The organism is Megasphaera intestinihominis, from assembly GCF_040096415.1.
GTDB lineage: Bacteria > Bacillota > Negativicutes > Veillonellales > Megasphaeraceae > Megasphaera > Megasphaera intestinihominis.
The window spans coordinates 15,460-39,826 of record NZ_JBBMEU010000009.1 but is presented as its reverse complement, the minus strand read 5'-3'; the positions used below and the strand labels follow the sequence as shown (position 1 = coordinate 39,826).

20 protein-coding genes are annotated in these 24,367 nt (G+C 56.3%); 17 read left to right on the top strand and 3 right to left on the bottom strand.

Annotated features, from left to right (window positions below):
* The first annotated feature begins 94 nt into the window (after positions 1 to 94).
* The 9 genes from WMO23_RS02700 (at position 95) to rpoN (ending at position 9,638) form a co-directional block, all read left to right on the top strand.
* On the top strand, positions 95 to 304 hold the full coding sequence (locus WMO23_RS02700; RefSeq protein ID WP_020310435.1) for a HypC/HybG/HupF family hydrogenase formation chaperone: 210 nt from the start codon (positions 95 to 97) through the stop codon (positions 302 to 304).
* A complete protein-coding gene (gene hypD, locus WMO23_RS02695; protein WP_020310436.1) occupies positions 304 to 1,362 on the top strand; it encodes a hydrogenase formation protein HypD in 1,059 nt (352 codons plus the stop codon). Before WMO23_RS02700 ends, hypD begins: the two co-directional genes overlap by 1 nt.
* Entirely contained in the window at positions 1,355 to 2,359 is a 1,005-nt protein-coding gene (hypE, locus tag WMO23_RS02690; protein WP_020310437.1) for a hydrogenase expression/formation protein HypE, read from the top strand. The genes hypD and hypE overlap by 8 nt, the downstream gene beginning before the upstream one ends.
* A 14-nt stretch (positions 2,360 to 2,373) precedes the next feature.
* Positions 2,374 to 3,729 (top strand): nitrogenase component 1, encoded by a 1,356-nt coding sequence (locus WMO23_RS02685; RefSeq protein WP_349173198.1) that lies wholly within the window; start codon positions 2,374 to 2,376, stop codon positions 3,727 to 3,729.
* Positions 3,726 to 4,952, top strand: coding sequence for a nitrogenase component 1 (locus WMO23_RS02680; protein WP_020310439.1), 1,227 nt, complete (start codon positions 3,726 to 3,728; stop codon positions 4,950 to 4,952). The genes WMO23_RS02685 and WMO23_RS02680 overlap by 4 nt, the downstream gene beginning before the upstream one ends.
* A gap of 12 nt (positions 4,953 to 4,964) precedes the next feature.
* Entirely contained in the window at positions 4,965 to 5,711 is a 747-nt protein-coding gene (locus tag WMO23_RS02675) for a nucleotide-binding protein (protein ID WP_292298225.1), read from the top strand.
* Between the two features lie 16 nt (positions 5,712 to 5,727).
* Positions 5,728 to 6,924, top strand: coding sequence for a [FeFe] hydrogenase H-cluster maturation GTPase HydF (gene hydF / locus WMO23_RS02670; RefSeq protein ID WP_349173195.1), 1,197 nt, complete (start codon positions 5,728 to 5,730; stop codon positions 6,922 to 6,924).
* 80 nt (positions 6,925 to 7,004) lie between these two features.
* Positions 7,005 to 8,333 (top strand): aspartate ammonia-lyase, encoded by a 1,329-nt coding sequence (locus WMO23_RS02665; protein WP_292108427.1) that lies wholly within the window; start codon positions 7,005 to 7,007, stop codon positions 8,331 to 8,333.
* A gap of 24 nt (positions 8,334 to 8,357) precedes the next feature.
* A complete protein-coding gene (gene rpoN, locus WMO23_RS02660) occupies positions 8,358 to 9,638 on the top strand; it encodes an RNA polymerase factor sigma-54 (protein ID WP_302681134.1) in 1,281 nt (426 codons plus the stop codon).
* A 3-nt stretch (positions 9,639 to 9,641) separates the two neighbouring features.
* Here the strand turns inward: rpoN and WMO23_RS02655 are convergent, their stop codons facing one another.
* Positions 9,642 to 11,522 (bottom strand): sigma-54 interaction domain-containing protein, encoded by a 1,881-nt coding sequence (locus WMO23_RS02655; RefSeq protein ID WP_301877145.1) that lies wholly within the window; start codon positions 11,520 to 11,522, stop codon positions 9,642 to 9,644.
* 209 nt (positions 11,523 to 11,731) lie between these two features.
* Between WMO23_RS02655 and iorA the strand changes: the two genes are divergently transcribed.
* Genes iorA through WMO23_RS02640 form a run of 3 tightly spaced genes read left to right on the top strand, consistent with a single transcriptional unit; the run spans position 11,732 to position 15,445 of the window.
* Positions 11,732 to 13,513 (top strand): indolepyruvate ferredoxin oxidoreductase subunit alpha, encoded by a 1,782-nt coding sequence (iorA, locus tag WMO23_RS02650; RefSeq protein ID WP_349173193.1) that lies wholly within the window; start codon positions 11,732 to 11,734, stop codon positions 13,511 to 13,513.
* A 1-nt stretch (position 13,514) separates the two neighbouring features.
* Positions 13,515 to 14,096, top strand: a complete 582-nt coding sequence (locus WMO23_RS02645) for an indolepyruvate oxidoreductase subunit beta (protein WP_349173191.1) — start codon at positions 13,515 to 13,517, stop codon at positions 14,094 to 14,096.
* Between the two features lie 11 nt (positions 14,097 to 14,107).
* Positions 14,108 to 15,445: an acetyl-CoA hydrolase/transferase family protein gene (locus WMO23_RS02640; protein WP_349173190.1), complete on the top strand. Its 1,338-nt coding sequence runs from the start codon at positions 14,108 to 14,110 to the stop codon at positions 15,443 to 15,445.
* A 120-nt stretch (positions 15,446 to 15,565) separates the two neighbouring features.
* Here the strand turns inward: WMO23_RS02640 and WMO23_RS02635 are convergent, their stop codons facing one another.
* Positions 15,566 to 16,486, bottom strand: coding sequence for a DMT family transporter (locus WMO23_RS02635; protein WP_349173188.1), 921 nt, complete (start codon positions 16,484 to 16,486; stop codon positions 15,566 to 15,568).
* A 413-nt stretch (positions 16,487 to 16,899) separates the two neighbouring features.
* On the opposite strand from WMO23_RS02635, the gene WMO23_RS02630 reads away from it, so the two are divergent.
* Positions 16,900 to 18,246, top strand: a complete 1,347-nt coding sequence (locus WMO23_RS02630) for an acetyl-CoA hydrolase/transferase family protein (RefSeq protein WP_349173186.1) — start codon at positions 16,900 to 16,902, stop codon at positions 18,244 to 18,246.
* A 133-nt stretch (positions 18,247 to 18,379) separates the two neighbouring features.
* Here WMO23_RS02630 and WMO23_RS02625 read toward each other — a convergent pair whose 3' ends face one another.
* Positions 18,380 to 19,834 (bottom strand): transcriptional regulator, encoded by a 1,455-nt coding sequence (locus WMO23_RS02625; protein WP_349173184.1) that lies wholly within the window; start codon positions 19,832 to 19,834, stop codon positions 18,380 to 18,382.
* A 242-nt stretch (positions 19,835 to 20,076) separates the two neighbouring features.
* Here WMO23_RS02625 and prdC point away from each other — a divergent pair, with 242 nt between their 5' ends.
* Genes prdC through prdB form a run of 4 tightly spaced genes read left to right on the top strand, consistent with a single transcriptional unit; the run spans position 20,077 to position 24,322 of the window.
* Positions 20,077 to 21,369: a proline reductase-associated electron transfer protein PrdC gene (gene prdC / locus WMO23_RS02620; RefSeq protein ID WP_302681129.1), complete on the top strand. Its 1,293-nt coding sequence runs from the start codon at positions 20,077 to 20,079 to the stop codon at positions 21,367 to 21,369.
* A gap of 27 nt (positions 21,370 to 21,396) precedes the next feature.
* Positions 21,397 to 23,163: a D-proline reductase (dithiol) proprotein PrdA gene (prdA, locus tag WMO23_RS02615; RefSeq protein WP_349173182.1), complete on the top strand. Its 1,767-nt coding sequence runs from the start codon at positions 21,397 to 21,399 to the stop codon at positions 23,161 to 23,163.
* Positions 23,163 to 23,585 (top strand): CBO2463/CBO2479 domain-containing protein, encoded by a 423-nt coding sequence (locus WMO23_RS02610; protein WP_020310840.1) that lies wholly within the window; start codon positions 23,163 to 23,165, stop codon positions 23,583 to 23,585. Before prdA ends, WMO23_RS02610 begins: the two co-directional genes overlap by 1 nt.
* A gap of 11 nt (positions 23,586 to 23,596) precedes the next feature.
* On the top strand, positions 23,597 to 24,322 hold the full coding sequence (gene prdB / locus WMO23_RS02605) for a D-proline reductase (dithiol) protein PrdB (RefSeq protein WP_020310841.1): 726 nt from the start codon (positions 23,597 to 23,599) through the stop codon (positions 24,320 to 24,322).
* The last annotated feature ends 45 nt before the right edge of the window (positions 24,323 to 24,367 follow it).

Genomic DNA, 24,367 nt, shown 5'->3' with positions numbered 1-24,367 from the left:
CCTGATAGGGGAGCTGGCCGCCGCAGGCGGTCTGAGAGGTTGCCCGTTGTTCGATGAACGAAATTAATTGATTATACATAAAGGAGGAATTATCATGTGTGTAGGGTTACCGGCACGTGTTATGAAAATACAGAATGGAATGGCTCTCGTCGATGCTTCCGGTGCTAAACGGGAAGTATCGGCAGCTCTTATCGACGAACTCGATCCTGGCGATTACGTCATGGTCCACGCCGGCATGGCTATCGCCAAGATTACCGATAATGATGCCGACGAAACAGACGATATCCTGGAGGACCTGAACTGATGGCAGAAGCAAAGAAGCGGACGGCCCTGGATATTATCCGCAGTTATGACGGGCCGAAAATCCGCATTATGGAAGTATGCGGGACCCATACGCATGAAATCTTCCGCCAGGGCATCCGCCAGATCCTGCCGCCCCAGGTCGACGTCATCTCCGGGCCGGGCTGCCCGGTCTGCGTCACGCCTGTCGGTTATATCGACCAGGCCATCTGGCTGGCCCTGGAAAAAGGCGTTACGATCTGCACCTTTGGCGACCTCGTGCGCGTACCGGGCAGTACGATGAGCCTGGCCGATGCCCGCAGTCAGGGAGGTCATGTGGAAATCGTCTATTCGCCCCTCGACGCCTATGATTATGCCAAGGCGCATCCGGACGAAGACGTCGTCTTCCTGTCTGTCGGCTTTGAAACGACGACACCGCCGTCGTGCCTGGCTGTCAAGCAGGCCGTCGCCGACGGGATGACGAATTTTTCCCTGCTCACGGCTAACAAGACCATGCCTATGGCCTATGAAGCCATGAAGGACAGCGCCGACGCTTTCCTCTATCCCGGCCACGTCGACGCCGTCATGGGGACCCGCTCTGGCGAAGCCATGCTGAAAGAAGGCGTATCCGGCGTCGTCGCCGGCTTTACGGCCAAAGAACTGCTCACGGCCTTTGCCGTCATCCTGGTCAAATTCCCTCAGGGGAAGCCCTTCTTCAAGAACTGCTATCCCCGTGTCGTCAAGGCTGAAGGCAGCCCGGCCGCTCAGGCCCTGATAAAAGAAGTCATGGAACCGTGCGATTCGGAATGGCGCGGCTTAGGCGTCATCCCCCAGTCGGGCCTGCAGCTGCGGCCTGCCTTTGCAGTCTGTGACGCCCGCAAGAAATACGGCGTGCCGGCTATGGAAGGGCGCGCCAATCCGGCCTGCCGTTGCGGCGATATCCTGCAGGGGAAATGCACGCCGCCCCAGTGCCCGCTCTTTGGCAAGGTCTGCACGCCGGAACATCCCGTAGGGGCCTGCATGGTTTCCCACGAAGGGGCCTGCTCGGCTTATTATTTATATGGAGGCAATTTACATGAGTGATGTCATTACCTTAGCCCACGGCGCCGGCGGCAAACAGACTGCCGAACTCATCGACCGTGTCTTTAAAGCTCATTTTTCCAATCCCCAGTTCACCGGGGACGACGCCGCTGTCCTGCCCATCGGCGGGACTAACCTGGCTTTTACGACAGACGGCTTCATCGTCTCGCCGCCGGAATTTCCTGGCGGCAATATCGGCAAACTGAGCATCTGCGGGACCGTCAACGACCTGTCCTGCATGGGTGCCAAGCCCTTATATCTGTCGTGTGCCTTCGTCATCGAAGAAGGCTTCCCCCTGGCTAAAGTCGAAGAATATGCGGCGGCTATGGCCAAGACGGCGGCTGAAGCCGGTGTGCGCATCGTCGCCGGCGATACGAAAGTAGCCGGGAAAGGCCAGGTCGACCACCTGTTCATTACGACGACGGGTATCGGCCAGATCGTAGACGGCGTCCATACGTCGGGGACCCTGGCCCGTCCCGGCGATGCTGTCATCGTCAGCGGCGACGTCGGCCGCCATGGCTGCACGATCCTCCTGGCCCGCAACCAGTTCGGCATCGATGCCGATGTGACCAGCGACTGCGCGCCTTTATGGGGGACTGTCGAAGCCATGCTGGATACGACCAAGGACATCCACGTCATCCGTGATGCGACCCGCGGCGGTGTCGGTACGGTCCTCTATGAAATCGCCGGCCAGAGCCACGTCGGCATCCACTTGGACAGCCAGGCCATCCCGGTCGACCCGGCCGTCCGCGGCGTCTGCGGCATGCTCGGCCTGGAACCGCTTTACCTGGCCTGCGAAGGCCGGCTGGTCATCTTTGCGCCCAAAGCCGTAGCCGGCGATATTGTCGCCACCCTGCGCCAGGGCAAATATTCGAAAGATGCGGCCATCATCGGCGAAGTTACAGCCGACCAGCCCGGCCGGGTCATCATGCGTACGGAAATCGGCGCGGAAACGCTGCTGCCGCCGCCAGGCGGTGAACTGCTGCCGCGCATCTGCTAAGGAGGAGGGAGAGCATGATTTACGAAAATGAAATTCATCCACCCCAGGTGCCGCGGTATCACGTCACACCAGACGGCGCCGAAGTCGCCATCAGCCAGGCGTCGTTTCCCAAGCCCTTCCACATCGGCCTGAAATATGCTTCGCCAGCCCGGGGCCATTGGACCATTGCCCATTCGCCCATGCTCATCCCTGGCTGCCACGAAGTCTACGTTTGCTGCGCCTGCTGCCTTCACGGCGTCGTCTTGTCGGCTGATGAAGTCCCGGACGGGGCCGGCCGCTTCTCTACCGTCACCTTGACGAACGAGAACCTGATAAAGGGCAACCTGGAAGAAATGATGATCGACGGCATTTCCCATATCATCGACGATATGCCCGAGCGGCCGAAGTGCATCGAAGGCTTTACCAGCTGTATGCAGCACTTCCTCAATATCGACCTGCGCGTCGTCTACGGGACGCTGCGCCAGAAATATCCCGACATCGATTTCATCGACGGCTATATGATTCCGACCCTGCAGCGGCGCTATACGCCGGACATCCTCGGCCGGCGCCAGCTCGTGCGGGCTGTCCAGCCCCTGCCGAAACAGAAGGCCGTCAATTATGTCGTCAATTACTATCCCGTCGACGAAGACAATGAATTGACGGCTATGCTCCGCCAGGGAGGCTATGCTATCCACGATTTCGCTGCCTGCCAGACTTATGAAGAATATAAGGCCATGGGTGAATCGGTGGCCAACATTTACTTCCTGGAAAATGCCGGTCCGGCAGCTCAGGATATGGGCAAGCGCCTGGACCAGCAGGCCCTGTACCTGCCCTATGCCTATGAGTACGGCCGGATGCGCCGCAACCTGCAAAAGGCGGCGGATGCCCTGGGCCTGACCATGCCCGATTGCGACGCCTATGAACAGGCTATCGAAGAAAAAGTCCAAACCCTGCGGGAACAAGTCGGTGATACGCACATCGCCATCGACTATACGGCGACGCCGCGGCCCTTGGAACTGGCTGCGTTCCTCTTGACCCACGGTTTCAACGTCTACGCCATTTATCTCGACGAAATGTCGCCTGATGAAAAGGAAACGTTCCAGTTCCTGCGGGAACAGTATCCGGACCTGTCCCTGCGTTCGACGTCGCATTTCAAGCGCCGCCTCCTGCCGCGTGACGACAGTAAGAAGTACGGGAAAGTCCTGGCCATCGGCCAGATGGCGGCCTATTTCACGGATACGAAGTATTTCGTCAATCTCGTTGAAAACGGCGGTTTCTATGGCTATACGGGCCTGTTGAAGATTTTAGATTTGATCGGCCAGGCCAATGCCGCCGAAAATCCCAAGATGCGGGATATCATTCAAATAAAAGCATGGGGGTGTCATGGTTGAAACAAGCACAACGCGTCTTATCGACGTATGCCGTCGACATGTTCGGCATTGCATCGTCGCTCTTTGAATTAGGCGGCCTCATCGTCATGCACGATGCTGACGGCTGTAATTCGACATACGATACGCACGATGAACCGCGGTGGTACGATACGCCGAGCATGGTCTACGTATCGGGCATCAATGAAATCGATACCATCCAGGGCAATGACCAGCGCCTCATCGACAATATCGCCGAAGCCGTAGAAGCGGCCCATCCCCGCTTTGTCGCCATCGGCGGCAGTCCCATGCCGAATGCCATCGGCACGGACTTCAAGGCCATCGAGCGCCTGGTAGCGGCCCGGACGGGCCTGCCGACGCTGGGCTTCCGGACCGACGGTATCCACAGTTACCTGCCCGGTGCCGGCGGCGCCTATATCTGGCTGGCCAAGACCTTTTTGAAGGCGCCTCATCGCAAGCCGCAGAAACCGGCGAAACGGGTCAATCTCCTGGGCCTGACGCCGCTGGACTTTTCCGTCGTCGGCAATGCGACGACGCTCAAGCAAATCGTCACCGATGCCGGCTTTACCCTGCAGAGTTCGTGGTCCATGGGCGATACCCTGGACACGTTGGCCGAAGCGGCCAATGCCGACGTCAACGCTGTCCTGTCGTCGACGGCCTTCTACCTGGCCCAGTACATGCGCGATACCTACGGCATCCCTTATGTCGTCGGCATCCCCATGGGTGAAAAGGGGACGGCTGACTGGCTGGAAGCCTTGCGGAACTGCGATTCGTCGTATCTCACAGGCTTTACGGGACAGGAAAAGTACATCAAAGCCCAGTATGCCCTGGCCGACCTCAACGCCTGGAAGACGGAGCCGGTCTACGCCGATACGCCCTGTGACGTCCTGGTCATCGGCGAACCGGTCTACCTCTTGTCGATGAAGGCTATGCTCCAGCAGGAAATGGGCATTTCCGACGTCCGCATGCTCTGCCCCCTTGCCGATGCGCCGCGGTGGCTCCTGGAACAGGTCGAAGTGGCCAGCGTCGAAGATGTCATCCGTCAGGAATGCCGCAAAGCCCGCCGGGTCATTGCCGACCCGATTTACGCCCGGCTGCTGCCGGATGAAAAAGAAAAATTCATTTCCATGCCCCATGAAGCCTATTCGGGACGGCATTATCACGCCGATATGCCCATCTTCGTCGGGCCGTCCTTTTCGGCATGGCTGAAAAATAAATTGACGTGAGGAGGAAGTCTTATGAGAAAATTTGCAATTTATGGGAAAGGCGGCATCGGCAAGTCGACGACGGCAGCCAACGTGTCGGCCGCCCTGGCCATGATGGGGAAAAAAGTCGTCCAAGTCGGCTGTGACCCTAAGGCCGATTCGACGCTGAACCTCCTGCACGGCCATCCCGTCACGCCGGTCATGGACTACTATCGAGAACATACAGAAGGACCGGATTTCGACCATATCGGCCGGGAAGGCTTCGGCGGCGTCTTCTGCATCGAAACGGGCGGCCCTACGCCGGGCCTGGGCTGTGCCGGCCGGGGCATCATCGCCACTTTCGACCTCATGGACGAACAGGAAGTCTTCCAGAAGCTCCAGCCTGACGTCGTCTTATATGACGTCTTGGGCGACGTCGTCTGCGGCGGCTTCTCTGCGCCCATCCGCGATGGCTATGCCGATGAAATCTTCATCGTCACGTCCGGCGAAAAGATGGCCCTCTACGCAGCGGCTAATATCATCAAGGCCGTCGAAAACTTCAAGAGCCGCGGCTATGCCCAGGTCAAGGGCATCATCCTCAACCGGCGCAATGTCGATGATGAATACGAACTGGTCAAGGCCTTTGCCGATGAACACGGCCTGCCCATCGTAGCCGATATTCCCAGAAGCAAGGAAATCCAGTATTATGAAAATAAAGGCATGACCGTCGTCGAAGGCGACCCGGACCTGCCGGTCAGCCAGATTTATCGGGAGTTAGCTCAAAAGCTGCTCCAGGTTTAGGAAAGGAGCGATATCTATGGGGATGAATGATACGCCGTCAGGCGAACGGGTCCATATCGGCTTCTTTGGCCGCCGCAATGCCGGCAAATCGAGCGTCGTCAACGCCGTGACCGGCCAGGACCTGTCCATCGTGTCGGCGACGAAAGGGACGACGACGGACCCGGTCTATAAAGCCATGGAACTCCTGCCCTTAGGGCCAGTCGTCATCATCGATACGCCGGGTTTCGACGACGTCGGCGCCCTGGGTGAAGAACGGGTGCGGCGGACAAAACAGGTCCTCAACAAGACGGATATAGCCGTCGTCATCATCGACGCTGCCGAAGGGCGGACGCCGGCCGATGACGAAGTCCTGAATCTCATCCGGGAAAAGAACCTGCCTTATCTCGTCGTCTATAATAAAGCCGATCTGCTGGAGCAGCCCGGACAGGCGCAGGACCATGAAATCTACGTCAGTGCCCTGAAAGGGGAGGGCATCCATGAACTGAAAGAACGCCTGGCCCGCCTGAAGCCCGTTGAGACAGCCGCGCCCATCGTCAGCGACCTCATCCAGGGCGGCGACTTCGTCGTCCTCGTCGTTCCCATCGACACGGCCGCGCCGAAAGGGCGCCTCATCCTGCCCCAGCAGCAGACAATCCGTGAAATCATCGACAACGACAGCGCCGCCATCGTCGTCAAAGAATATGAACTGCGCCATACCTTGGACTGCCTGGGCCAGAAACCGGCCTTGGTCATTACGGACAGCCAGGTCTTTGCCAAAGTCTCGGCCGACACGCCGCTGGATGTGCGCCTGACGTCGTTCTCCATCCTCATGGCCCGGCACAAGGGCCTGCTGGAAACGGCCGTCCGCGGCGTCACGGCCATCGAAAAACTGCACGACGGCGATACGGTCCTCATTGCTGAAGGCTGTACGCACCACCGCCAATGCGACGACATCGGCACGGTCAAGATTCCCCGCTGGCTGCGCAACTATACGCAGAAGGATATCCGCATCGAAACCGCCAGCGGCCGCGATTTCCCCGACGATTTATCGGGCTATGCCCTGGTCATCCACTGCGGCGGCTGTATGCTCAACGGGCGGGAAGTCCAGTACCGCATGAAATGCGCTGCCGACCAGCAGGTGCCGATTACCAATTACGGCATCGCCATCGCCTATATGCAGGGCATCTTGAAACGCAGCCTCAGCGTCTTCCCGTATTTGCAGTCGCTGGTGTAAAATAGTTTGTAGTTTGTAGTTTGTAGTTTGTAGTTTGTAGTTTGTAGTTTGTAGGGGCGATTACTTTGGGAGGGATTCGGATGGAACACACGCGTATCGAACGCGATGTACTAGGTGAAGTGGATTTGCCGGAAAATGCGATGTACGGTATCAACACGGCCAGGGCTTTGGAAAATTTCCCCTTAGGCCACAAGCGGACGGCTATGCCGCTCATCTATGCCATGGTGACGGTCAAGAAGGCCGCCGCCCTGACCTACGCCCGCCTGGGTGTGCGCGAAGACGGGATTTACCAGGCCATTGCCGCTGCCTGTGATGCCATCCTGGCCGGTCAGTACGACGACGCTTTTGTGACCGAGGCCCTGCAGGGCGGCGCCGGTACGTCGACGAACATGAACGTCAACGAAGTCATCGCCAACGCCGCCTTGGTCATATTGGGGAAAAAGCCGGGCCAATACGACGTCATCCATCCCCTGGATGACGTCAACCGCGGCCAGTCGACGAACGACGTCTATCCGACGGCCCTGCGCATTGCCGCCATCCGCCAGCTGCGGGAGCTGAGCAAGGCCTGTGCCGACTTGCAGGAAGCCTTCCAGCACAAAGAACAGGCCTATGAGAAGACATATAAACTGGGCCGGACAGAGCTCATGGATGCCGTCCCCATGACGGCAGGCGAAGAGTTCGGCGCCTATGCCCAGGCCCTGTCCCGTGACCGCTGGCGCCTCTATAAAATCGAGGAACGCCTGCGCATGGTCAACCTCGGCGGCACGGCTATCGGCACGGCCGATACGGCGTCGCGGCAGTACCGCTACGAAGTCATCGAACAGCTGCGCCAGCTGACGGGCATCGGCCTGGCCGCGGCAGAATATCCCGTCGACCTGACCCAGAACAACGACGTCTTCGTCGAAGTGTCGGGCCTACTCAAGGCCTTGGCCGTCAATCTCATGAAAATCGCCAACGACTTGCGCCTCATGAATTCCGGCCCTCATGGCGGCATCGGCGAAATCCGCCTGCCTGCCCGTCAGCAGGGCAGTTCCATCATGCCGGGCAAGGTCAATCCGGTCATCCCGGAAATGGTCATGCAGTGCGCCATGAAAGTCATGGCTGACGACAGCGCCATTGCCATGGCCGCCGCTCACGGCGAATTTGAACTCAATGCCTTTGAACCGCTCATCGCCGACTGCCTGCTGGAAAGCCTGCAGCTCCTCATCCGGTCAGTGCGCATCTTCCAGACGGCCTGTGTCGAAGGACTGGAAGTCCGGGAAGACTCGTGCCGGCAGCACCTCCAGGCTTCGGCTGCCTTTGGTGCAGCCTATATCGGGGCCCTGGGATATGATACGGTGAGCCGCATCATCAAAGACCACGAACCGGACGAAGCCCATCGTATCTTAGAGGCTATGGTGAAAAAATAATTCTTTACGTGAAAGAGGCGTGTCATGTCGAACTTATCGTTGAAACTCGAACAGAAAGCGAAAATATTGCAGGTCCAGCGCCTGACCATCCATATGCTGGCCCTCCACGCCCAGAATCTGGCCGATTTTTTGCAGGAACAGGTGACGGACAATCCCTTGCTGGATATCCGCTATCACGATGTCCGGCCGGCCGGCGATAAGGGCGATAAGGCCATCGACAATCTCCGCAGCCGCAGTGATTCCCTGGAAGCCCGGCTCATGGCCCAGCTCCGCGTCCAGTCCCTGCCCAGGCCGCAGCTGATGGCGGCAGGCCTGGTCATCGGCTCCCTCGACGATAAGGGCTTTTTCCAGGGCGACCTGGCTTCCCTGGGCACGGCTTATCATCTCACTCCGGAAGACATGAAAAAAGGGCTGGAACTCGTCCAGTCCTTTGACCCGCCGGGCATTGCCGCCAGGGATCTGCGCGAAGCCCTGCTCATCCAGACCCGGCGCAGCCGCAAGGCCCCTGCCAAGACGGAAGCCCTGCTGGCGCAGCATTATGAAGACTTCCTCCAGGGGAAATGGCAGAAAATCCAGGCTTCCCTGGCCCTGTCTGAAGCGGGCCTGCAGGCTATCCGCGATTTCCTCAAGACCCTGTCCCTCCAGCCGGCCGGCCAGATTACCCAGGAAGAAGTCTATATCCGGCCGGACGTGGAGATTTATTGCGACGAGAAAGGCCAGCTGGCCCTGCGCTCGTTGGAAGAGATACCGGATGTCTATTTTCGCGATGACTTGTATGACCAGTACGCCGCCCAGGGCGACAAGGAGACCCTGGTCTATATCCGCAAAGCCCGCCGTGATTTCAATGACCTGGCCTCGGCCCTGGCCTATCGCCATCATTCCATCGAACAAGTCGTGACCTGCCTGATGAGCCACCAGAAAGACTATTTCTTGTACCATAAGCCCTTGCAGCCCTTGCGGCAGAAAGACATCGCCGAGGAGACGAAACTCAGCACGGCTACGGTCAGCCGCGTCTGCCGCCACCGCTACGTCCTCTTTGAAGGCCAGGTATATCCACTGCAGTCCTTTTTGGCTACGGCCTATGCCGTCGATAAAGAAGATGGGGCCAGCGTATCCGATAAAGCTATCATGCGGAAAATCGCGGATCTCGTCGAAAGCGAAGATAAGGACCACCCCTATTCGGACCAGGACCTGGCCGAATATTTTGCCTCCGCCCAGATTTCCGTAGCCCGACGGACGGTGACCAAGTTCCGGCAAAAATTGAACATCCCCAACAGCCGCATCCGGCGCCGCTGGAGGCCGTAAAGGCTAAGGCCTCATCTTATTGAAAATCGTCTGCCGCGATACGTTGAGCAATTTGGCTATATCCTTCTGGCTATAGCCTTTTTCTTGCAGTTCTTCAATGAGAATCTGCTGGATCGTCTTTTCCAGGCTCTTCATGTTCAGCTGGAGGGACGCCGTATCCAGCAGGGCGTTCTTTTGGGCCTCGTCCGGGATATCGAATAAGGTATCGTAGTCATCGTCCAGAGTATCGCCAAAAATATAATAGCGCAAGGCGACGCTGTGCAGCTCGCGGATATTGCCCCACCAGTCATGCTGGATGAGGGCTTTTTTTAATGACGCCTTGAGGGGCTGCCGGCGATGGGTGAAATTTTCCAGGAAGTAAGCGAAGAGGTAGAGGATGTCGTCAGGCCGTTCGTTCAGCGGCGGCAGGCTCAGGCGCAGGGGGTTGATGCGGAAGAACAGGTCGCGCCGGAAGCTGCCGGCCTGGACAGCGGCGATGATGTCGGCATTGCTGGCCGAGATGATGCGGATATCCAGGGGGATGACGTAGTCCGAACCGAGGCGCATGACCTGCTTCGTTTCCAGGACGCGCAGGAGCTTCGACTGGATGCTCGGCGCCATGCTGTTGATTTCATCGAGGAATATCGTCCCGTTGTGGGCCATTTCAAAGAGGCCGGCCTTGCCTTCTTTGCGGGCGCCCGTAAAGGACCCGCCGACATAGCCGAAGAGCTCGCTTTCCAGGAGGTCTGTCGGCAGGGCGGCGCAGTTGATGGCCACGAAAGGACCGTGACGGCGGTCGCTGGCATTGTGGATGCTCTGGGCAAAGAGTTCCTTCCCCGTGCCGCTCTCGCCCTGGATGAGGATGGGCGCGTTGTACCGGGCCATGACTTCGGCCTGGCGGATGACGTGCTTCATGCCTTCGTCGACGGTCTTGATGTCCTCGAAATGGTGCGTCGCCGTCAGTCCCGTCTTGGAGAGTTTGTAGCGGATATTCTTTTCCAGGCGCTGCAGTTCCGTCACGTCGCGGATAGTCAGGATGTATTGGGACCTACTGTCCATGAGGAAAAAGTCAGAATTGGCGATGAGCGTATACGGCGGCCGCTGGAGAATCGTCTCGTGGAAAGATGGGCTCGACCCTTCGGTCCAGTCGGGAAAGATGTCGCGCATGTTCTTCGTCGTCACCGGAATCCCCAGGAAGGACGCAGCCCGTTCATTGATGTGGGAAATGGCGCCGCCCTTGGCATAGAGGATGATGCCGTCTGTGACGTGGGATAAGATGGACGACATCATGGACAGCTGCTTATTGTCCTTCCTTTGAAAGACCAGGAGCTCCTGGGCGTAGAGCAGGACGGAGAGCATCGTCGATTCGCTGGGCCTGATGGAATAAATCGGCATGGGACTGGGATAGGCAATCTGGGGCAGCAGGGGACAGCCGACGATGGCCGTATCCGGCGTGACCGGAAGCTGACGGACCCGCGCTAACAGCTCTAAGTGCGTCTTATCCAGGCTGTAGCGGGGATAGAAGACGATTTTTTTGCGAAGCTCTTCCGGACAGGCATCTTTGTTGAACATGAAGTTCTCATTGAGCAGCAAGTGGATCTGCTTGTATTTCGGAGCAATAGAGCGCAGTGTATATAAGGCGTCGTTGGTCGAACTGAAAAGGCAGAGAATCGGCACGTTGTCGATGGCCTTGGTCAGTATCTGGTGGGAACCGCTGTTGGTGATGATGACTTTGGCGCCCTGGCGTATCAGGCCGCGGGCCTGGTCGATGAGATGGGGGAAGTCGATGATCGTGACTGTCGTCGTGATGTCATGGGCTTCCAGTTTATCTTTATAAATGTGCAGTATCGTATAGACAGACTGCTGCATCAACTCGTCAGCAATCAAAAAAGCGATGGTATCCATTTTCTTTCCTCCTCCGTTTCTCTTTCCATCATAAAGAAATACGAAATAAATGTAAAGAAGGTAAAAAGTATTTTACCTAATGAGCCTATCGTCGAAGGCCCTCTTCGGGAAAATGGCTTATATACCTCATGGAATGAATTGGCATGGATATTACATATAGATTAGTGAATAGATAATGAACCGATCGAACGATGGAGGAGGTATGGAGTATGAAAAAGTTATTGACCGGTGATGAAGCCATCGCCAGAGGCTTGTATGAAGCCGGCGTGTCCTTTGCTTCGGCTTATCCGGGAACACCGAGTACGGAAATTTTGGAAAATGTCGCGAAATATGATGATATGTATGCCGAATGGGCACCAAATGAAAAAGTGGCCATGGAAGCGGCCATCGGCGCCTCTATGTCCGGCGTCCGCTCTTTTGCAGCCATGAAGATGGTCGGCGTCAACGTCGCAGCCGACCCGCTGTTCACCTTTGCTTATTTAGGCATCAACGGCGGCTTTGCCTTCGTTTCAGCTGACGACCCGGGGATGCATTCATCCCAGAATGAACAGGATAACCGCAATTATGCCAAGTTTGCCAAAATCGCCATGTTCGAGCCGTCGGATTCGCAGGAATGTATCGACATGACCAAAGAAGCCTATAAAGTCAGCGAAACCTATGGCGTCCCGGTCATGATACGCATGACGACCCGCGTCTGCCATTCCAAGAGTCTCGTCGAAGAACAGGACCGCCAGGAAGTGCCGCCTGTCCTCTATCAGAAACAGCGGGAAAAAATGGATGCCGTACCGGCCATTTCCAAGAAACGCCGCTATGTCGTCGAAGAACGGGAAGAAAAATTGAAGGGTTATTCCGAAATCTGTCCCTTCAATGAAGTAGAGATGCATGATACGAAAATCGGCATCGTCGCCGCTGGGGCAGCCTATATGTATGCCAAAGAAGTCTTGGGCGACCAGACTTCATATCTGAAGCTGGGCTTTACCTATCCCCTGCCGATGCAGAAAATCAAAGCTTTTGCCGATAAGGTCGACGAACTCTACGTCATCGAAGAACTGGATCCCTTCATGGAAGAACAGATACGCCAGGCCGGGATTCCCTGCCACGGCAAGGATGTCATCCCAAAAATCGATGAGCTGAACCCCAATATCGTATCGGCCGGTGTCCTCAAGAAACAGCAGCACGGTGTGGACGTCCCCGATTCCTGTTTCGTTCCCAGACCGCCTGCCCTCTGTGCCGGCTGTCCGCACCGCGGTTTCTTCTATGAACTGGGCAAGCGGAAAGATACGGTCATGATCGGCGACATCGGCTGCTATGCCTTAGGCGGGTCGGCGCCGCTCAACGCCAAGGACCTGGCCGTCTGTATGGGCAGTGCTTTCTCCGTTGCTCACGGCTTCAGCCATGGCCTCCAGCTCAGTGATCAGAAGAAGCGGGTTGTCGCCTGCATGGGCGATTCGACGTTCTTCCATACGGGCATCAACTCCCTGACCGAAGTGGCCTACAACGGTTCCAATGCCATCTGCGTCATCCTGGACAACCGCATTACCGGCATGACCGGCCATCAGGACAACCCCGGGACGGGTTACAATATCAAAGGCGAACCGGCGACACTCATCGACGTCGAAGCCGTCGTCAAAGCTTTGGGCATCAAGCACGTCCGCACCGTCAATCCCCTGGACCTGAAGGCCATGAAAGAGACGCTGGACTGGGCCTTTGCCATCGAAGAGGAACCGTCGGTCATCATCACCAAATGGCCCTGCGTCCTCAAGAAGTTCTCGAAAGAAGATAAAGCCCAGTTCAACCTCGACAAGACGCCGTGCGTCGTCGATAGGGATACATGCATTGGCTGTAAGAAATGCCTTTCTACTGGCTGCCCGGCCCTGCGCTATGACAGTGAAAACAAGAAATCCAGTATTGCCCAGTCTGACTGCGTCGGCTGTACGGTCTGTATGCAGGTCTGCCCGGTTCAGGCCATTTCCAGAAAGGGGGATAAATAATATGTCAGATGTCAAGAGTGTACTCTTCGTCGGTGTCGGCGGCCAGGGTACGATATTAGCCAGTAAGATCCTCACCATCGGCCTCATCGAACACGGGTACGATGTCAAGATGTCCGAAGTCCACGGCATGAGCCAGCGCGGCGGCAGCGTCAGCACGCAGGTCCGTTTCGGCAAAAAAGTTTATTCGCCCATCATCGGCGAAGGCTCAGCAGATATCCTCGTCTCCTTTGAAGAAATGGAAGCGGCCCGCTATGCTCGCTTCCTCAAGAAAGACGGCAAGATGGTCGTCAATACGACACAGATCCCGTCCCTGCCCGTCCTTTCCGGCGCCTGCCAGTATCCCCAGGGCATCCTTGAAGAACTGAAGAAACACGTCCCCGTCCGGGACCTCGATGCGACGAAGATCGCCACCGACCTGGGCAATCCCAAGAGTGCCAACGTCGTCCTCCTGGGCGCCCTCATCGAAGCCCTGGGCCTCCATGATATCGACTGGAAAGGAATCATTGCCAAAACGGTGAAACCAGCCTTTGTCGACATCAACTTAAAAGCCTTTGATGCCGGTATGGCTGCGGCCAGACAGTGAGGTGACCGGTCATGGACGTATATCAGGAATATAAATCGAAATGCTGTACGGCCGACCAAGCCGTGCAGGTCGTCAAGGATGGCGACTGGGTCGATTACGGCATGAGCTGTGCTTATCCGACGGCCCTGGACAAGGCCCTGGCCCGGCGCCATAGTGACTTGAAGGATATTAAGGTCCGCAATGCCATTTCCTGCCATGCCGTCGCTATTTTGGAAGCCGACCCGGAAAATAGGACCTTTACGTATAATCTCTGGCATTGTTCCGGCATCGACCGGAAGTACCTCGATGCCGGCCGGGCTTATCACGAACCGATGCTGTTCCGCGACTGCGGCTCCTACTATAGGCGGGGCTTTGCGCCGGTCGACGTCGCCATGATCACCGTAGCTCCCATGGACAAGCACGGAAACTTCTCCTTTGGCCTGACCAATGGTTGTACCCAGGAAATGCTCGACGCGGCGGAAACGATCATCGTCGAAGTCAATCCCAACATGCCCGTCGTCTTTGGCATGGGCAGCGACCACATCCACGTTTCGAAAGTCCAGGCCATCGTCGAAAGCCAGGAAGCGGTCAGCCTGGCGCCGAATCGGGAACCGAGTGCCATCGACAAGCAGATCGCCGAGAATATTTTCCCCTACCTGCACGACGGCATTACCCTGCAGCTCGGTATCGGCGGCATGCCCAATGCCCTGGGTATCCTCATTGCCGAATCGGACTTGAAGGACTTAGGCATGCATACAGAGCTCATGAGCGACGGCTATCTCGATCTGTACAAGGCGGGCAAGATTACCAACGACAAAAAGCCTTTCCAGCGGGGGAAAGGCGTCTTCTCCATTTGTATGGGCTCGAAAGAACTCTATGAATTTTTGGACCACAATCAGGATGTCCTGTCGGCGCCTATGCATTACGTCAACAATCCGGAAACCATCCGCCAGCTCGACGATTTCATTTCCATCAACAGCTGTATCGCCGCCGACCTTTACGGCCAGGTCTGCTCCGAATCGGCCGGTACGCGGCACATCAGCGGGACTGGCGGCCAGTTGGACTTCGTGACCGGTGCCTATGCCGCCGACCACGGCAAAGCCTTCCTGGCCATGCCGTCGAGCCGGGTCGATAAAAAGGGAGTCCGCCATTCCAACATCCTCCCCAAGTTCACTGCCGGCGATATCATCACGACGCCGCGGACCCAGGCGCCATACATGGTCACGGAATACGGCGTAGCCAACCTGTCCGGCCTGGCCACGTGGCAGCGGGCAGAAGCCCTGATAAACATTGCCCATCCCGATATGCGTGAAGACTTGATCAAAGCCGCCGAAGCCCAGCGCATCTGGCGGCGGAGCAACAAAATTTAATGAATTTTTTTCGCTGCTGCTTATGTCAATCGACATAGGCAGCTTTTTTTTGAGAATTTAGAAGAAAAATATTATACTTCAAAATATTATATTTTGAAATATAATATTTTCAAATATAATTTAATTCTTTTGACGGAAAGAGAGATGTGGCAGGGGAATCTGTGCTAAGATGACGGCGGCGAAGACGAGGATGCAGCCGGTCAGTTCTTTGGCCGTCATGACTTCTCCCAGGATGAGCCAGCCTGCCAGGGCGGCGAAGACCGATTCCAGGCTCATGATGAGGGTCGCCGTCGTCGGTTCGGTATATTTCTGGCCGACGATCTGCAGGGTGTAGGCGACACCGCTGGACAGGCCGCCGGCGTAGAGCAGGGGCCATTTGGCGGCCCACAGGGCGGACCAGTCGGGCTGTTCGAAGAGGACTGTCAAGGTGCCGGAAAAGAGGAAGGCCGTGGCGAACTGGACCCAGGATAATTTGATGCTGTTGGCCTTTTTCAAGAGGAAATGGTCGATGACCAGGATGTGCAGGGCGAAGAAGACGGCACAGCAGAGGACCAGGAAGTCGCCGAAAGAGACCTGGAAATCGCCGTTGATGCATAAGAGATAAAATCCGGCAATAGCCAAGGCGACGCAGATTACGATGATCCGCGGGACTTTGCGGCCCATGAAATGGCCCATGAAGGGGACGAGAATGATATACAAAGCCGTGATGAAACCGGCTTTCCCAGCCGTCGTCATGGAGATGCCGACCTGCTGCAGCGTATCGGCGGCGCCCAGGACCAGGCCGCACCAGGCACCGCCGATGAGGGTGATGCGGTCCGGTTTCAGCTGTTGCAAAATCGGCGGATAGGTCCCGTCTGTCCCTTTATCGGCAAACAGCAGGATGACGGGAATCAGGACGATGATGGCGATGACATCGCGGGCGGCGCTGAAGGTAAACGGGCCGATATAGTCCATGCCAACGCTCTGGGCGACGAAGGCAGCGCCCCAGATGAGGGCCGTAATGAGCAGCAGTATCGTGCCTTTAGCTTGTGAATGATACATAGCATAATCCTTTCTCTAAACGAAAAATAACCAGAATATTTTCATTTTATACTGCCTTGAAGAAAATGTAAACAAAAATAGATTGCCCTGGGAAAGAGCCTGCGGGAATTCAAAGAAGCCGTCAACACGGCGGATGTCAAGGCCGACGAAAAGAATAACGATGAAAAAATAAATGCAGGCCGCAGGTGGCAAGTGGCCGGTCGTAAATACACGGCCTGTGGCCTTGTGCGTAAGGGCTGTCCCCCTAAAAGGCGGCCCGTTAGGGAGATTTCATCACGGACTATTCTGGTATAATAGCATATTTTGTAATATTTTTCACAAAATATGATTGCAGTCGCCGCGGGAAAGTTTTATACTATATATAAGGTTATCTCATACTACTATTGCAAAGTCATGAAGGAGGAGACTTTAGAATGTACAAACTTTCACAAATTCCTGAAGAGTATAAGAAGAAATTGATCACGGCTGAACAGGCTGCGGCTCTCGTCAAAGATGGCGACCGCGTTTCCTACGGCCTCGGCTGCGCTGCTCCGTATGATATCGACATCGAAATCGGTAAACGGGCGAAAGACCTGCATGGCGTCGAAATCGTTGCCACGACCGTCGTCAAAGATGAACCCTATGCGGCTTATCTCAACAGTGACTCGAACGAACAGATCCGCTTCGCAACGGCTCATATGAACGGGTTTGAACGCAAGATGTCCAAAGCCGGCCGCTGCTGGTTCATTCCTATTCTCTTCAACGAATTGCCGAAGTATTGGGAAAACATCGATAAACTCATCATCCAGGTTCATCCTATGGACCAGTGGGGCAACTTCAACCTCGGGCCTCAGGCATCGGACCTTCGCGGTTTGATCCGTGCTGCTAAGACGATCATCCTCGAAGTCAACCAGAACATGCCGAAAGCTCTGGGCTATGAAACGGAACTGAACCTCTGCGACGTCGACTATGTCGTCGAAGGCTCGAACCATCCCATGCCGCAGATCCCCAACCGCGCCGGTACGGAAGTCGATGACAAGATCGCCGATTACATCATCCCCCTGATCGAAGACGGCAGTACGCTCCAGCTCGGCATCGGCGGTATCCCGTCGGCTGTCGGCCGCAAACTGGCTGAATCGGATGTCAAAGATTTGAGCGGTCATACGGAAATGCTCGTCGATTCCTATGTCGACCTCTATGAAGCCGGCAAGATTACGGGCAACAAGAACCGCGATAAAGGCAAGATCATCTATGCTTTTGCCGGCGGCACACAGCGCCTCTATGATTTCATCAACGACAACCAGATCGTCTTCAACGCTCCGGTAAGCTACGTCAACAACGTCGGCGTTGTCGCCAGCATCGATAAATTCATCTCCATCAACGGCTGCATCGACCTCGACCTCTATGGCCAGGTCAACGCGGAAACGGCTGGCTATCAGCAGATCAGCGGCACCGGCGGCCAGCTCGACTTCGCCCAGGGCGCATTCGCATCCAACGGCGGCAAGAGCTTCATCTGCGTCCATTCGACGCGTAAATTCAAGGACGGCCATGTCGAATCCCTGATCAAACCGACCCTCCCGGCTGGTACGGTCATCACGACGCCGCGTTCGGCTGTCCACTACATCGTCACCGAATACGGTACAGCCTTGCTGAAAGGCAAATCGACGTGGGAACGCGCCGAAGCCCTGATCAACATCGCTCATCCGGACTTCCGTGAAGAACTCATCAAAGACGCAGAAAAGATGGGTATCTGGACTAAGACCAGCAAGATTTCCATGTAAAAAATAGTTTGTAGTCCGTAGGGGCTTGCACGTGGCAAGCCCGTCCAGGATAGTTACCGAATCCCCGGCGGGTCGCCCACGTGGCGACCCCTACAACTTAAAAAGGCTTGTCGCACGGCGACAAGCCTTTTTTCTATGTCCCAGCCAAGCTGGTGATTTTTTCCAGCATGTGTTGGTAGACCTTGATTTTTCCTTCCAGCTCCTGGCCACTGCACGGATGGCAGTAGGTGGATTTCGTCATGTTGTCGAAGAAGTCCAGGACCATGGCGTCCAGGTCCTTATCGACGATGATGTAGAACGGGTCGGTCCGGCTGTTCATGGCCAGGGTGTTCTTTTTGAAGAAGCTCATGCGGTAGTTGGAATAGAAGGACAGGTTCGCTTCTTTATAGGCCAGGAAGGCCGGCGACAAGTGCATGGTCCCCAAGGTGATGCCCTGGCTCTGGGTCAGAGTCCGGGCGATGGTCTTCAAGTGGTCTATTCGTTCGCCTGGCGTCAAGGTGTACTGGACGTCGGTCAGGTCAATGTGGCCCGTTTCCAGATAGCGCATGAAGGACGGCGTCGGTACGATGAGCGATACGCGGGCCTTGGCGATGATTTCTTCCCAGGTAATGCGCAGGCGTTCGATATTGCCGGCCCGGTCAGCCGGCGATTCGGCGATGAGCCGGTCGAAGACTTCCTGGGGCAGGAGGTATTCGATGCCGTTGGTCAGGAAAAAGCAGAACCGCGACGTTTCATAGAAGGACGTGCGGTAGCCGTAGTCGTCGTTCCAGGGACTCTGGATGTGAGTTAGGAGTTTCGGCGTATGGTGGACGCCGAAGCGCTCGTAAATGTCGTGGACGACGGCCGGGTCGTCGATGTAGGAACACATCATCATGCCCCGATGGCTCTGGAGTGAATACTGGATGACGAACTGGTCCTTGAGGATGATCAGATTGGCATCGCTCAAGGCGGAGAAGTCGTAAAAGGTGAATTCCGCATCCATGAAGCGGTTGAGGACGGCGTAGAGCCGGGCTACGTATTCCGGATGGCGGCGTATCTTCTCTTTATCCAGGCCGACGCGGATGCGCAGGCGTTTATAATGGGACGGCACGTCGAGGTAGGACCAGAAGCCGTCGTCGTAAAAATCGAAGAAATCCCCGTAGATGACGAGTTCCTCCTTGCCCGTCAGGGTCGGGAGTTTTTTTCGGAATAAGTCTTTTAAAAAGTGGGCTACCTTCTGATGGCTCGTGATGATGCGGACGGGCCAGGACTTTTTGGCCTTTTCCGTGCGCCCGCTCTGGAGCGACGTGCGGTAAGCCCGGCTCAGATAGTCGCTGATGGCAAAGACCAGGTCGGGCGTATCGGCGGGAAACGAAAAATAGCGGCAGCAGTCTTGGCGGTGATCGAGTTTTTCAATCGTTTCGGCAAAGAGTGCAGCCGCATCTTCATTGACGCGTTCAATGGCCCGTGACGATGGCAGCTTGGCCCCGTTGATCCACTTGCTGATATACGATACGTCGTAACCGATGTATTCGGCCAGGGTCACGGACTTCATTTTCGTGAATTTCATGAATTTTTTCAAAGCAATCGGGTAGGTTTCTACAATCATGCACATTCCCCCTCTATATGGCAGCCATCTTTTAATATATCCCCTCAGACGGCTATTTATCTTATTTTAACACAAAACGATGCCATAAAGAACAAATAAATTTAAGGAATAAATGATGAATTCATGAAAATTTCAAATTTTCCTGTTTTTTTCAAGATAGGCTGGGACTATACTAAGGCCATGCTTGAGGACATCAAGCGGAGCAAGAATTTAGACATCATGATTATAGGAGGTGGACGGACGTGAGACCCTTTGTTTTTCCTCTTTCACAGCATATCGGCGCTCCATCGGTCCCGGTGGTCCAGCCTGGAGACAGGGTACAGCGCGGCCAGTGCATCGCTGAGGCTGGGGAAGGATTAGGAAGCCCGGTATATACGAGTGTATCCGGGACGGTCCTGGAAGTGACGGATGATGCCGTCATCGTTCGAGCTGACGACGTCCAGCCGAAAGAGTACGTGCCTCTTACGGCACAGACTCCATTGGATTATATCCGCCAGGCCGGGATCGTCGGCTTAGGCGGCGCCGGATTCCCGACGTATCAGAAACTGGCCGTTCCCTTTTTGAACGGCGGCGTCGTCATTGCCAATGCTTCGGAATGTGAACCCGTCCTGACCCATAATATCAAGGCCATTGAGCGGGACTGCCGCCCGATGATACGGGGCCTGCAGCTGGCCATGGACCTCGTCCATGCCGATAAAGGCGTCATTGCCATCAAGGCCATCCACGGCGACGCCGTCCGAGCCTTACAGCAGGCCATCGCCGCTGACGACCGCCTGGCCCTTCATTTTCTGCCCAATGTCTATCCTGTCGGTGAAGAACGGGCTGTCGTCCGGGAAGTCCTGGGGACGCTCCTCGATGCGGGCAGTCTGCCGTCGAAAGCCGGCGCCGTCATCATCAACGTGGAAACGCTCCAGCGCGTGGCCGAAGCCGTCGATGACAAGAAACCGCTCATCGATAAAGACGTGACCGTAGCTGGCAAGCTGAACGGTCCGGAAGTCCAGGTCTTCCACGACCTGCCCTTGGGCATGGCCGTCAGCGATGTCCTGGAAAAGGCCGGCGGCCTGGGCAAAGAATATGGCGAGCTCATCATGGGCGGGCCTTTCATGGGCAGGCGGACGAGCCTGGACGCACCCATCGTCAAGACGACAGGCGGCATCATCGCGGCAGAAACGTTCCTGCCAGGGCCTGAAAAAATCGGCCTTCTCGTTTGTGCCTGCGGCGCCGATGAAAAGCGCCTCCGGGAAATAGCGGCTTCCATGGGGTCGGCCGTAGCCGGCGTAGCCTTTTGCAAGCAGGCCCATGAAGTCAAACCGGGCGTCCGCAAATGCGACAATCCCGGCCACTGTCCGGGACAGGTCCAGCGGGTCATGACGCTGAAGAAAGAAGGGGCCCAGGCCCTACTCATCAGTAACTGCACAGACTGCACCAACACGGTCATGGCCTGTGCGCCGCAGCTTCATCTGCCGGTCTACCATTGTACCGATGGCGCCCTGCGGGCAGTCCATCATAAATTAATCCGCCGCATCAAGGCGTAACTCATACTACACAGGGGGAGTGATTGTATGTCTATTACCAAAGATACCTTACAGAAACACCTTACAGATTCTGCCGTTTTCTGCTGCCGCCGGGCCAAGGGGACGGTCATCGGAGCCGATGACCTGGAAGACCCGACGCTGTTCGATGACATGGTCGATGCCGGCCTGCTCACGCTCAGTGACGATGGCCTGACCATCGAAGAAGTCCTGGGCAGCACGCTCTTGCAGGATGTCGAAGCCTTGACGCCGATTACTAAAGATGTCCTGGATAAAGTCAATGCCAAGTCCGTCCCGGCCGAAGCACCGGCAGAACCGGTCAAAGCCTCGCCAGCTGCACCGGCCGCCCCGACAGCCGCACCGTCGGGAACGATTCACTTGAAGATAGATAAACTGGAAGGCCTGAGCCTGGATATCCCGGCCGGTACCATCCTGGGTGCCGCTGGCCCGCTGCCGGCAGGGCCGACGGAAAAGACGGGCGAAAAGAAGGTCATCCGCAAGCTCATCAAGAAACACATCAAAATCACCGATGTCGAAATCAGCGACAAGACGGCCATTGAAGACGGGAAGATCTTCATCGACGGGTCCATCGTCGAAAAGGCCGTCAAAGAGGACCCGCTCTGCGTCAGCATGAGCCTCGACGTCATTTATCCCGATAAACGCCACGTCTACACCGATACCATCATGGACGTAGCGCCCATTGCGACGAAAGTCGAAGGCGAACTCGGTGAAGGGGTCACCAAAGTCGCCGACGGTGTCGTATTCATGCTCACCGGCGTCGACGAAGACGGCGTCCAGATCCATGAATTCGGTTCGTCTGAAGGCTTTCTCGATGAAAAGATGTATTTCGGCCATCCGGGCTGCGCCGATGAAGGCGACATCATCATCCGCTGCCATGCCGTCATCAAACGCCTCACGGGCATGACCCGTCCGGGACCTTTTGCCGCTCATAAATGTGAAGACTACATCATCCAGGCCGTCCGCAATGAATTGAAGAAATACGACGGCGAAGTCGTCCGCGAAGAAGTCTGCGAAGACCTGCGCCGCAAAGGCAATCCCCGCGTCGTCCTGGTCAAGGAAATCATGGGTCAGGGGGCTATGCACGACAACGTCCTCTGCCCGAACGAACCGTGCGGCGTCATGGGCGGCCAGAAGAACGTCGACCTCGGCAACGTACCGATTGTACTGACACCGAACCAGGTCCGCGACGGTTCCATCCATGCCCTGACCTGCATCGGGCCGGCTACGAAAGAAATGACCCGTCATTACATCCGTGAACCCTTGGTCGAAGGCCTGGCCAATGACGATGAACTGGACCTCATCGGCGTCGTCTTCGTCGGCTCGCCGCAGGTCAATGACGAAAAACTCTGGGTTTCCGACCGCCTAGGCTCGCTCCTGGAAAGCCTCGACATCGATGGCTGCATCATCACGACCGAAGGCTTTGGTAATAACCACATCGACTTCATCCAGCACATCGGCCAGGCTGGCAAGCGGGGCATCCCCGTCGTCGGCGTTTCCTTCTGTGCCTACCAGGGCCAGCTCGTCGTCGGCAATCCCTATGCCGATGCCATGGTCGAAGAAAATATGGACCATGGCGGCTTTGAAAACGACGTGGCCGGCTGCTCGTGCGTCACTAAAGAAGTCGCAGCCCGCGCTATCCAGATGCTCAAGAATAAGATGGCCGGCGTCCCCATTGCGGCTGCACCGAAGAAATGGGACAACGCCGTCATCAACGCCAACAATAAACTCCTCGGTCTCCCTGAAACGGTCCTCCTCGATAAAGGGACGCTCCACTGATGGCCAAACTCGATTATCAGCTCAACCCGGTACTCATGGAAGGGACGGTCACCAAGACCGCTGCGGACGACGTGGCTCTCAACCTGAGAGGGAGACTGGGCGTGATCCACGCTGTACCGTCTTTGTTCCTCCACCAGCCCCGGGAAGGCCGGAAATTCCGATTCTATTTTAGTTACATGCAGATCGTAGAGACCCCGCTCGATTACGATTATGGGCCGCTCGAAAAAGACCGGGAATTCACGCCGGTCCTGGCCGGCGGTGTCCTCAGCGAAGTCAACGATACGGCCATCAAAGCCGACTGTCTCGGCGGCCTGGCTACCATTGCCGTACCGCGGCGCTGGGTCTTTACCGATGTCGCCCTGAAAGAGGGAGAATATACTGAATTTTACATCAGCCCCATGGCGGCTGTAGATGAACTATAGGAGGGGTAGTTATGAACTTAACGACTGTAGAAGGGATGCGCTCGGAAATCTTCGTTCCCGTTACACCGAAACCGGTATTTACTGAATTAAAGAAACCACTGAGTGAATGTAAAGTCGCCTTCATCACGGCTGGCGGCATCCATAAAAAAGACCAGACGCCGTTCAATACGTCCGGGGATTTCTCGTACCGCGTCATCCCCTTCGACACGCCATCGTCGAACCTGATGGTCACCCACGGAGGCTTCGACAACTCGGATATCAACAAAGACGTCAATGCCATGTTCCCCATCGACCGCCTGCACGAACTGGTTGCAGAAGGCTTCATCGGCTCCCTGCCGGAAGAAACGTATACTTTCATGGGCGGCGGCGGCAACGTCGAAAAATTCCGCAATGAAACGGGGCCGGAAATTGCCAAGAAGCTCAAAGCCCAGGGCGTCGACATCGTTCTCTGCACGGGCGGCTGCGGGACCTGCCACCGTTCGGCGACGATCGTCACCCGCTGCTGCGAAGCCGAAGGCATGAGCTGCTGCGTCATCGCCGCCCTGCCTCCCATCGCCCGCCAGCAGGGGGCACCGCGCATCACAGCGCCGCACGTCCCTATCGGCTCCAATGCCGGCGAACCGAACAATATCCCCATGCAGACGGCTATCCTCAAGGAATCCCTGGAATGGGTCCGCGACTGCCCGAGCTATAACGGCCTGAAAGTCCTCCCCTATGAATACCGCCACAATGTGTAATAACGGCACGTAATAAAAATATAATAAGGTTAAACGTTGCATATG

What these genes read in the sequence shown, in the direction of transcription:
- WMO23_RS02655 (WP_301877145.1), bottom strand. Translation starts at nt 11,522, where the DNA reads ATGGATACCATCGCTTTTTTGATTGCTGACGAGTTGATGCAGCAGTCT.
- WMO23_RS02630 (WP_349173186.1), top strand. Translation starts at nt 16,900, where the DNA reads ATGTACAAACTTTCACAAATTCCTGAAGAGTATAAGAAGAAATTGATC.
- rpoN (WP_302681134.1), top strand. Translation starts at nt 8,358, where the DNA reads ATGTCGAACTTATCGTTGAAACTCGAACAGAAAGCGAAAATATTGCAG.
- WMO23_RS02635 (WP_349173188.1), bottom strand. Translation starts at nt 16,486, where the DNA reads ATGTATCATTCACAAGCTAAAGGCACGATACTGCTGCTCATTACGGCC.
- WMO23_RS02675 (WP_292298225.1), top strand. Translation starts at nt 4,965, where the DNA reads ATGAGAAAATTTGCAATTTATGGGAAAGGCGGCATCGGCAAGTCGACG.
- iorA (WP_349173193.1), top strand. Translation starts at nt 11,732, where the DNA reads ATGAAAAAGTTATTGACCGGTGATGAAGCCATCGCCAGAGGCTTGTAT.
- prdB (WP_020310841.1), top strand. Translation starts at nt 23,597, where the DNA reads ATGAACTTAACGACTGTAGAAGGGATGCGCTCGGAAATCTTCGTTCCC.
- hypD (WP_020310436.1), top strand. Translation starts at nt 304, where the DNA reads ATGGCAGAAGCAAAGAAGCGGACGGCCCTGGATATTATCCGCAGTTAT.
- WMO23_RS02625 (WP_349173184.1), bottom strand. Translation starts at nt 19,834, where the DNA reads ATGATTGTAGAAACCTACCCGATTGCTTTGAAAAAATTCATGAAATTC.
- hydF (WP_349173195.1), top strand. Translation starts at nt 5,728, where the DNA reads ATGGGGATGAATGATACGCCGTCAGGCGAACGGGTCCATATCGGCTTC.
- prdA (WP_349173182.1), top strand. Translation starts at nt 21,397, where the DNA reads ATGTCTATTACCAAAGATACCTTACAGAAACACCTTACAGATTCTGCC.
- hypE (WP_020310437.1), top strand. Translation starts at nt 1,355, where the DNA reads ATGAGTGATGTCATTACCTTAGCCCACGGCGCCGGCGGCAAACAGACT.
- WMO23_RS02645 (WP_349173191.1), top strand. Translation starts at nt 13,515, where the DNA reads ATGTCAGATGTCAAGAGTGTACTCTTCGTCGGTGTCGGCGGCCAGGGT.
- WMO23_RS02610 (WP_020310840.1), top strand. Translation starts at nt 23,163, where the DNA reads ATGGCCAAACTCGATTATCAGCTCAACCCGGTACTCATGGAAGGGACG.
- WMO23_RS02665 (WP_292108427.1), top strand. Translation starts at nt 7,005, where the DNA reads ATGGAACACACGCGTATCGAACGCGATGTACTAGGTGAAGTGGATTTG.
- WMO23_RS02685 (WP_349173198.1), top strand. Translation starts at nt 2,374, where the DNA reads ATGATTTACGAAAATGAAATTCATCCACCCCAGGTGCCGCGGTATCAC.
- WMO23_RS02640 (WP_349173190.1), top strand. Translation starts at nt 14,108, where the DNA reads ATGGACGTATATCAGGAATATAAATCGAAATGCTGTACGGCCGACCAA.
- WMO23_RS02700 (WP_020310435.1), top strand. Translation starts at nt 95, where the DNA reads ATGTGTGTAGGGTTACCGGCACGTGTTATGAAAATACAGAATGGAATG.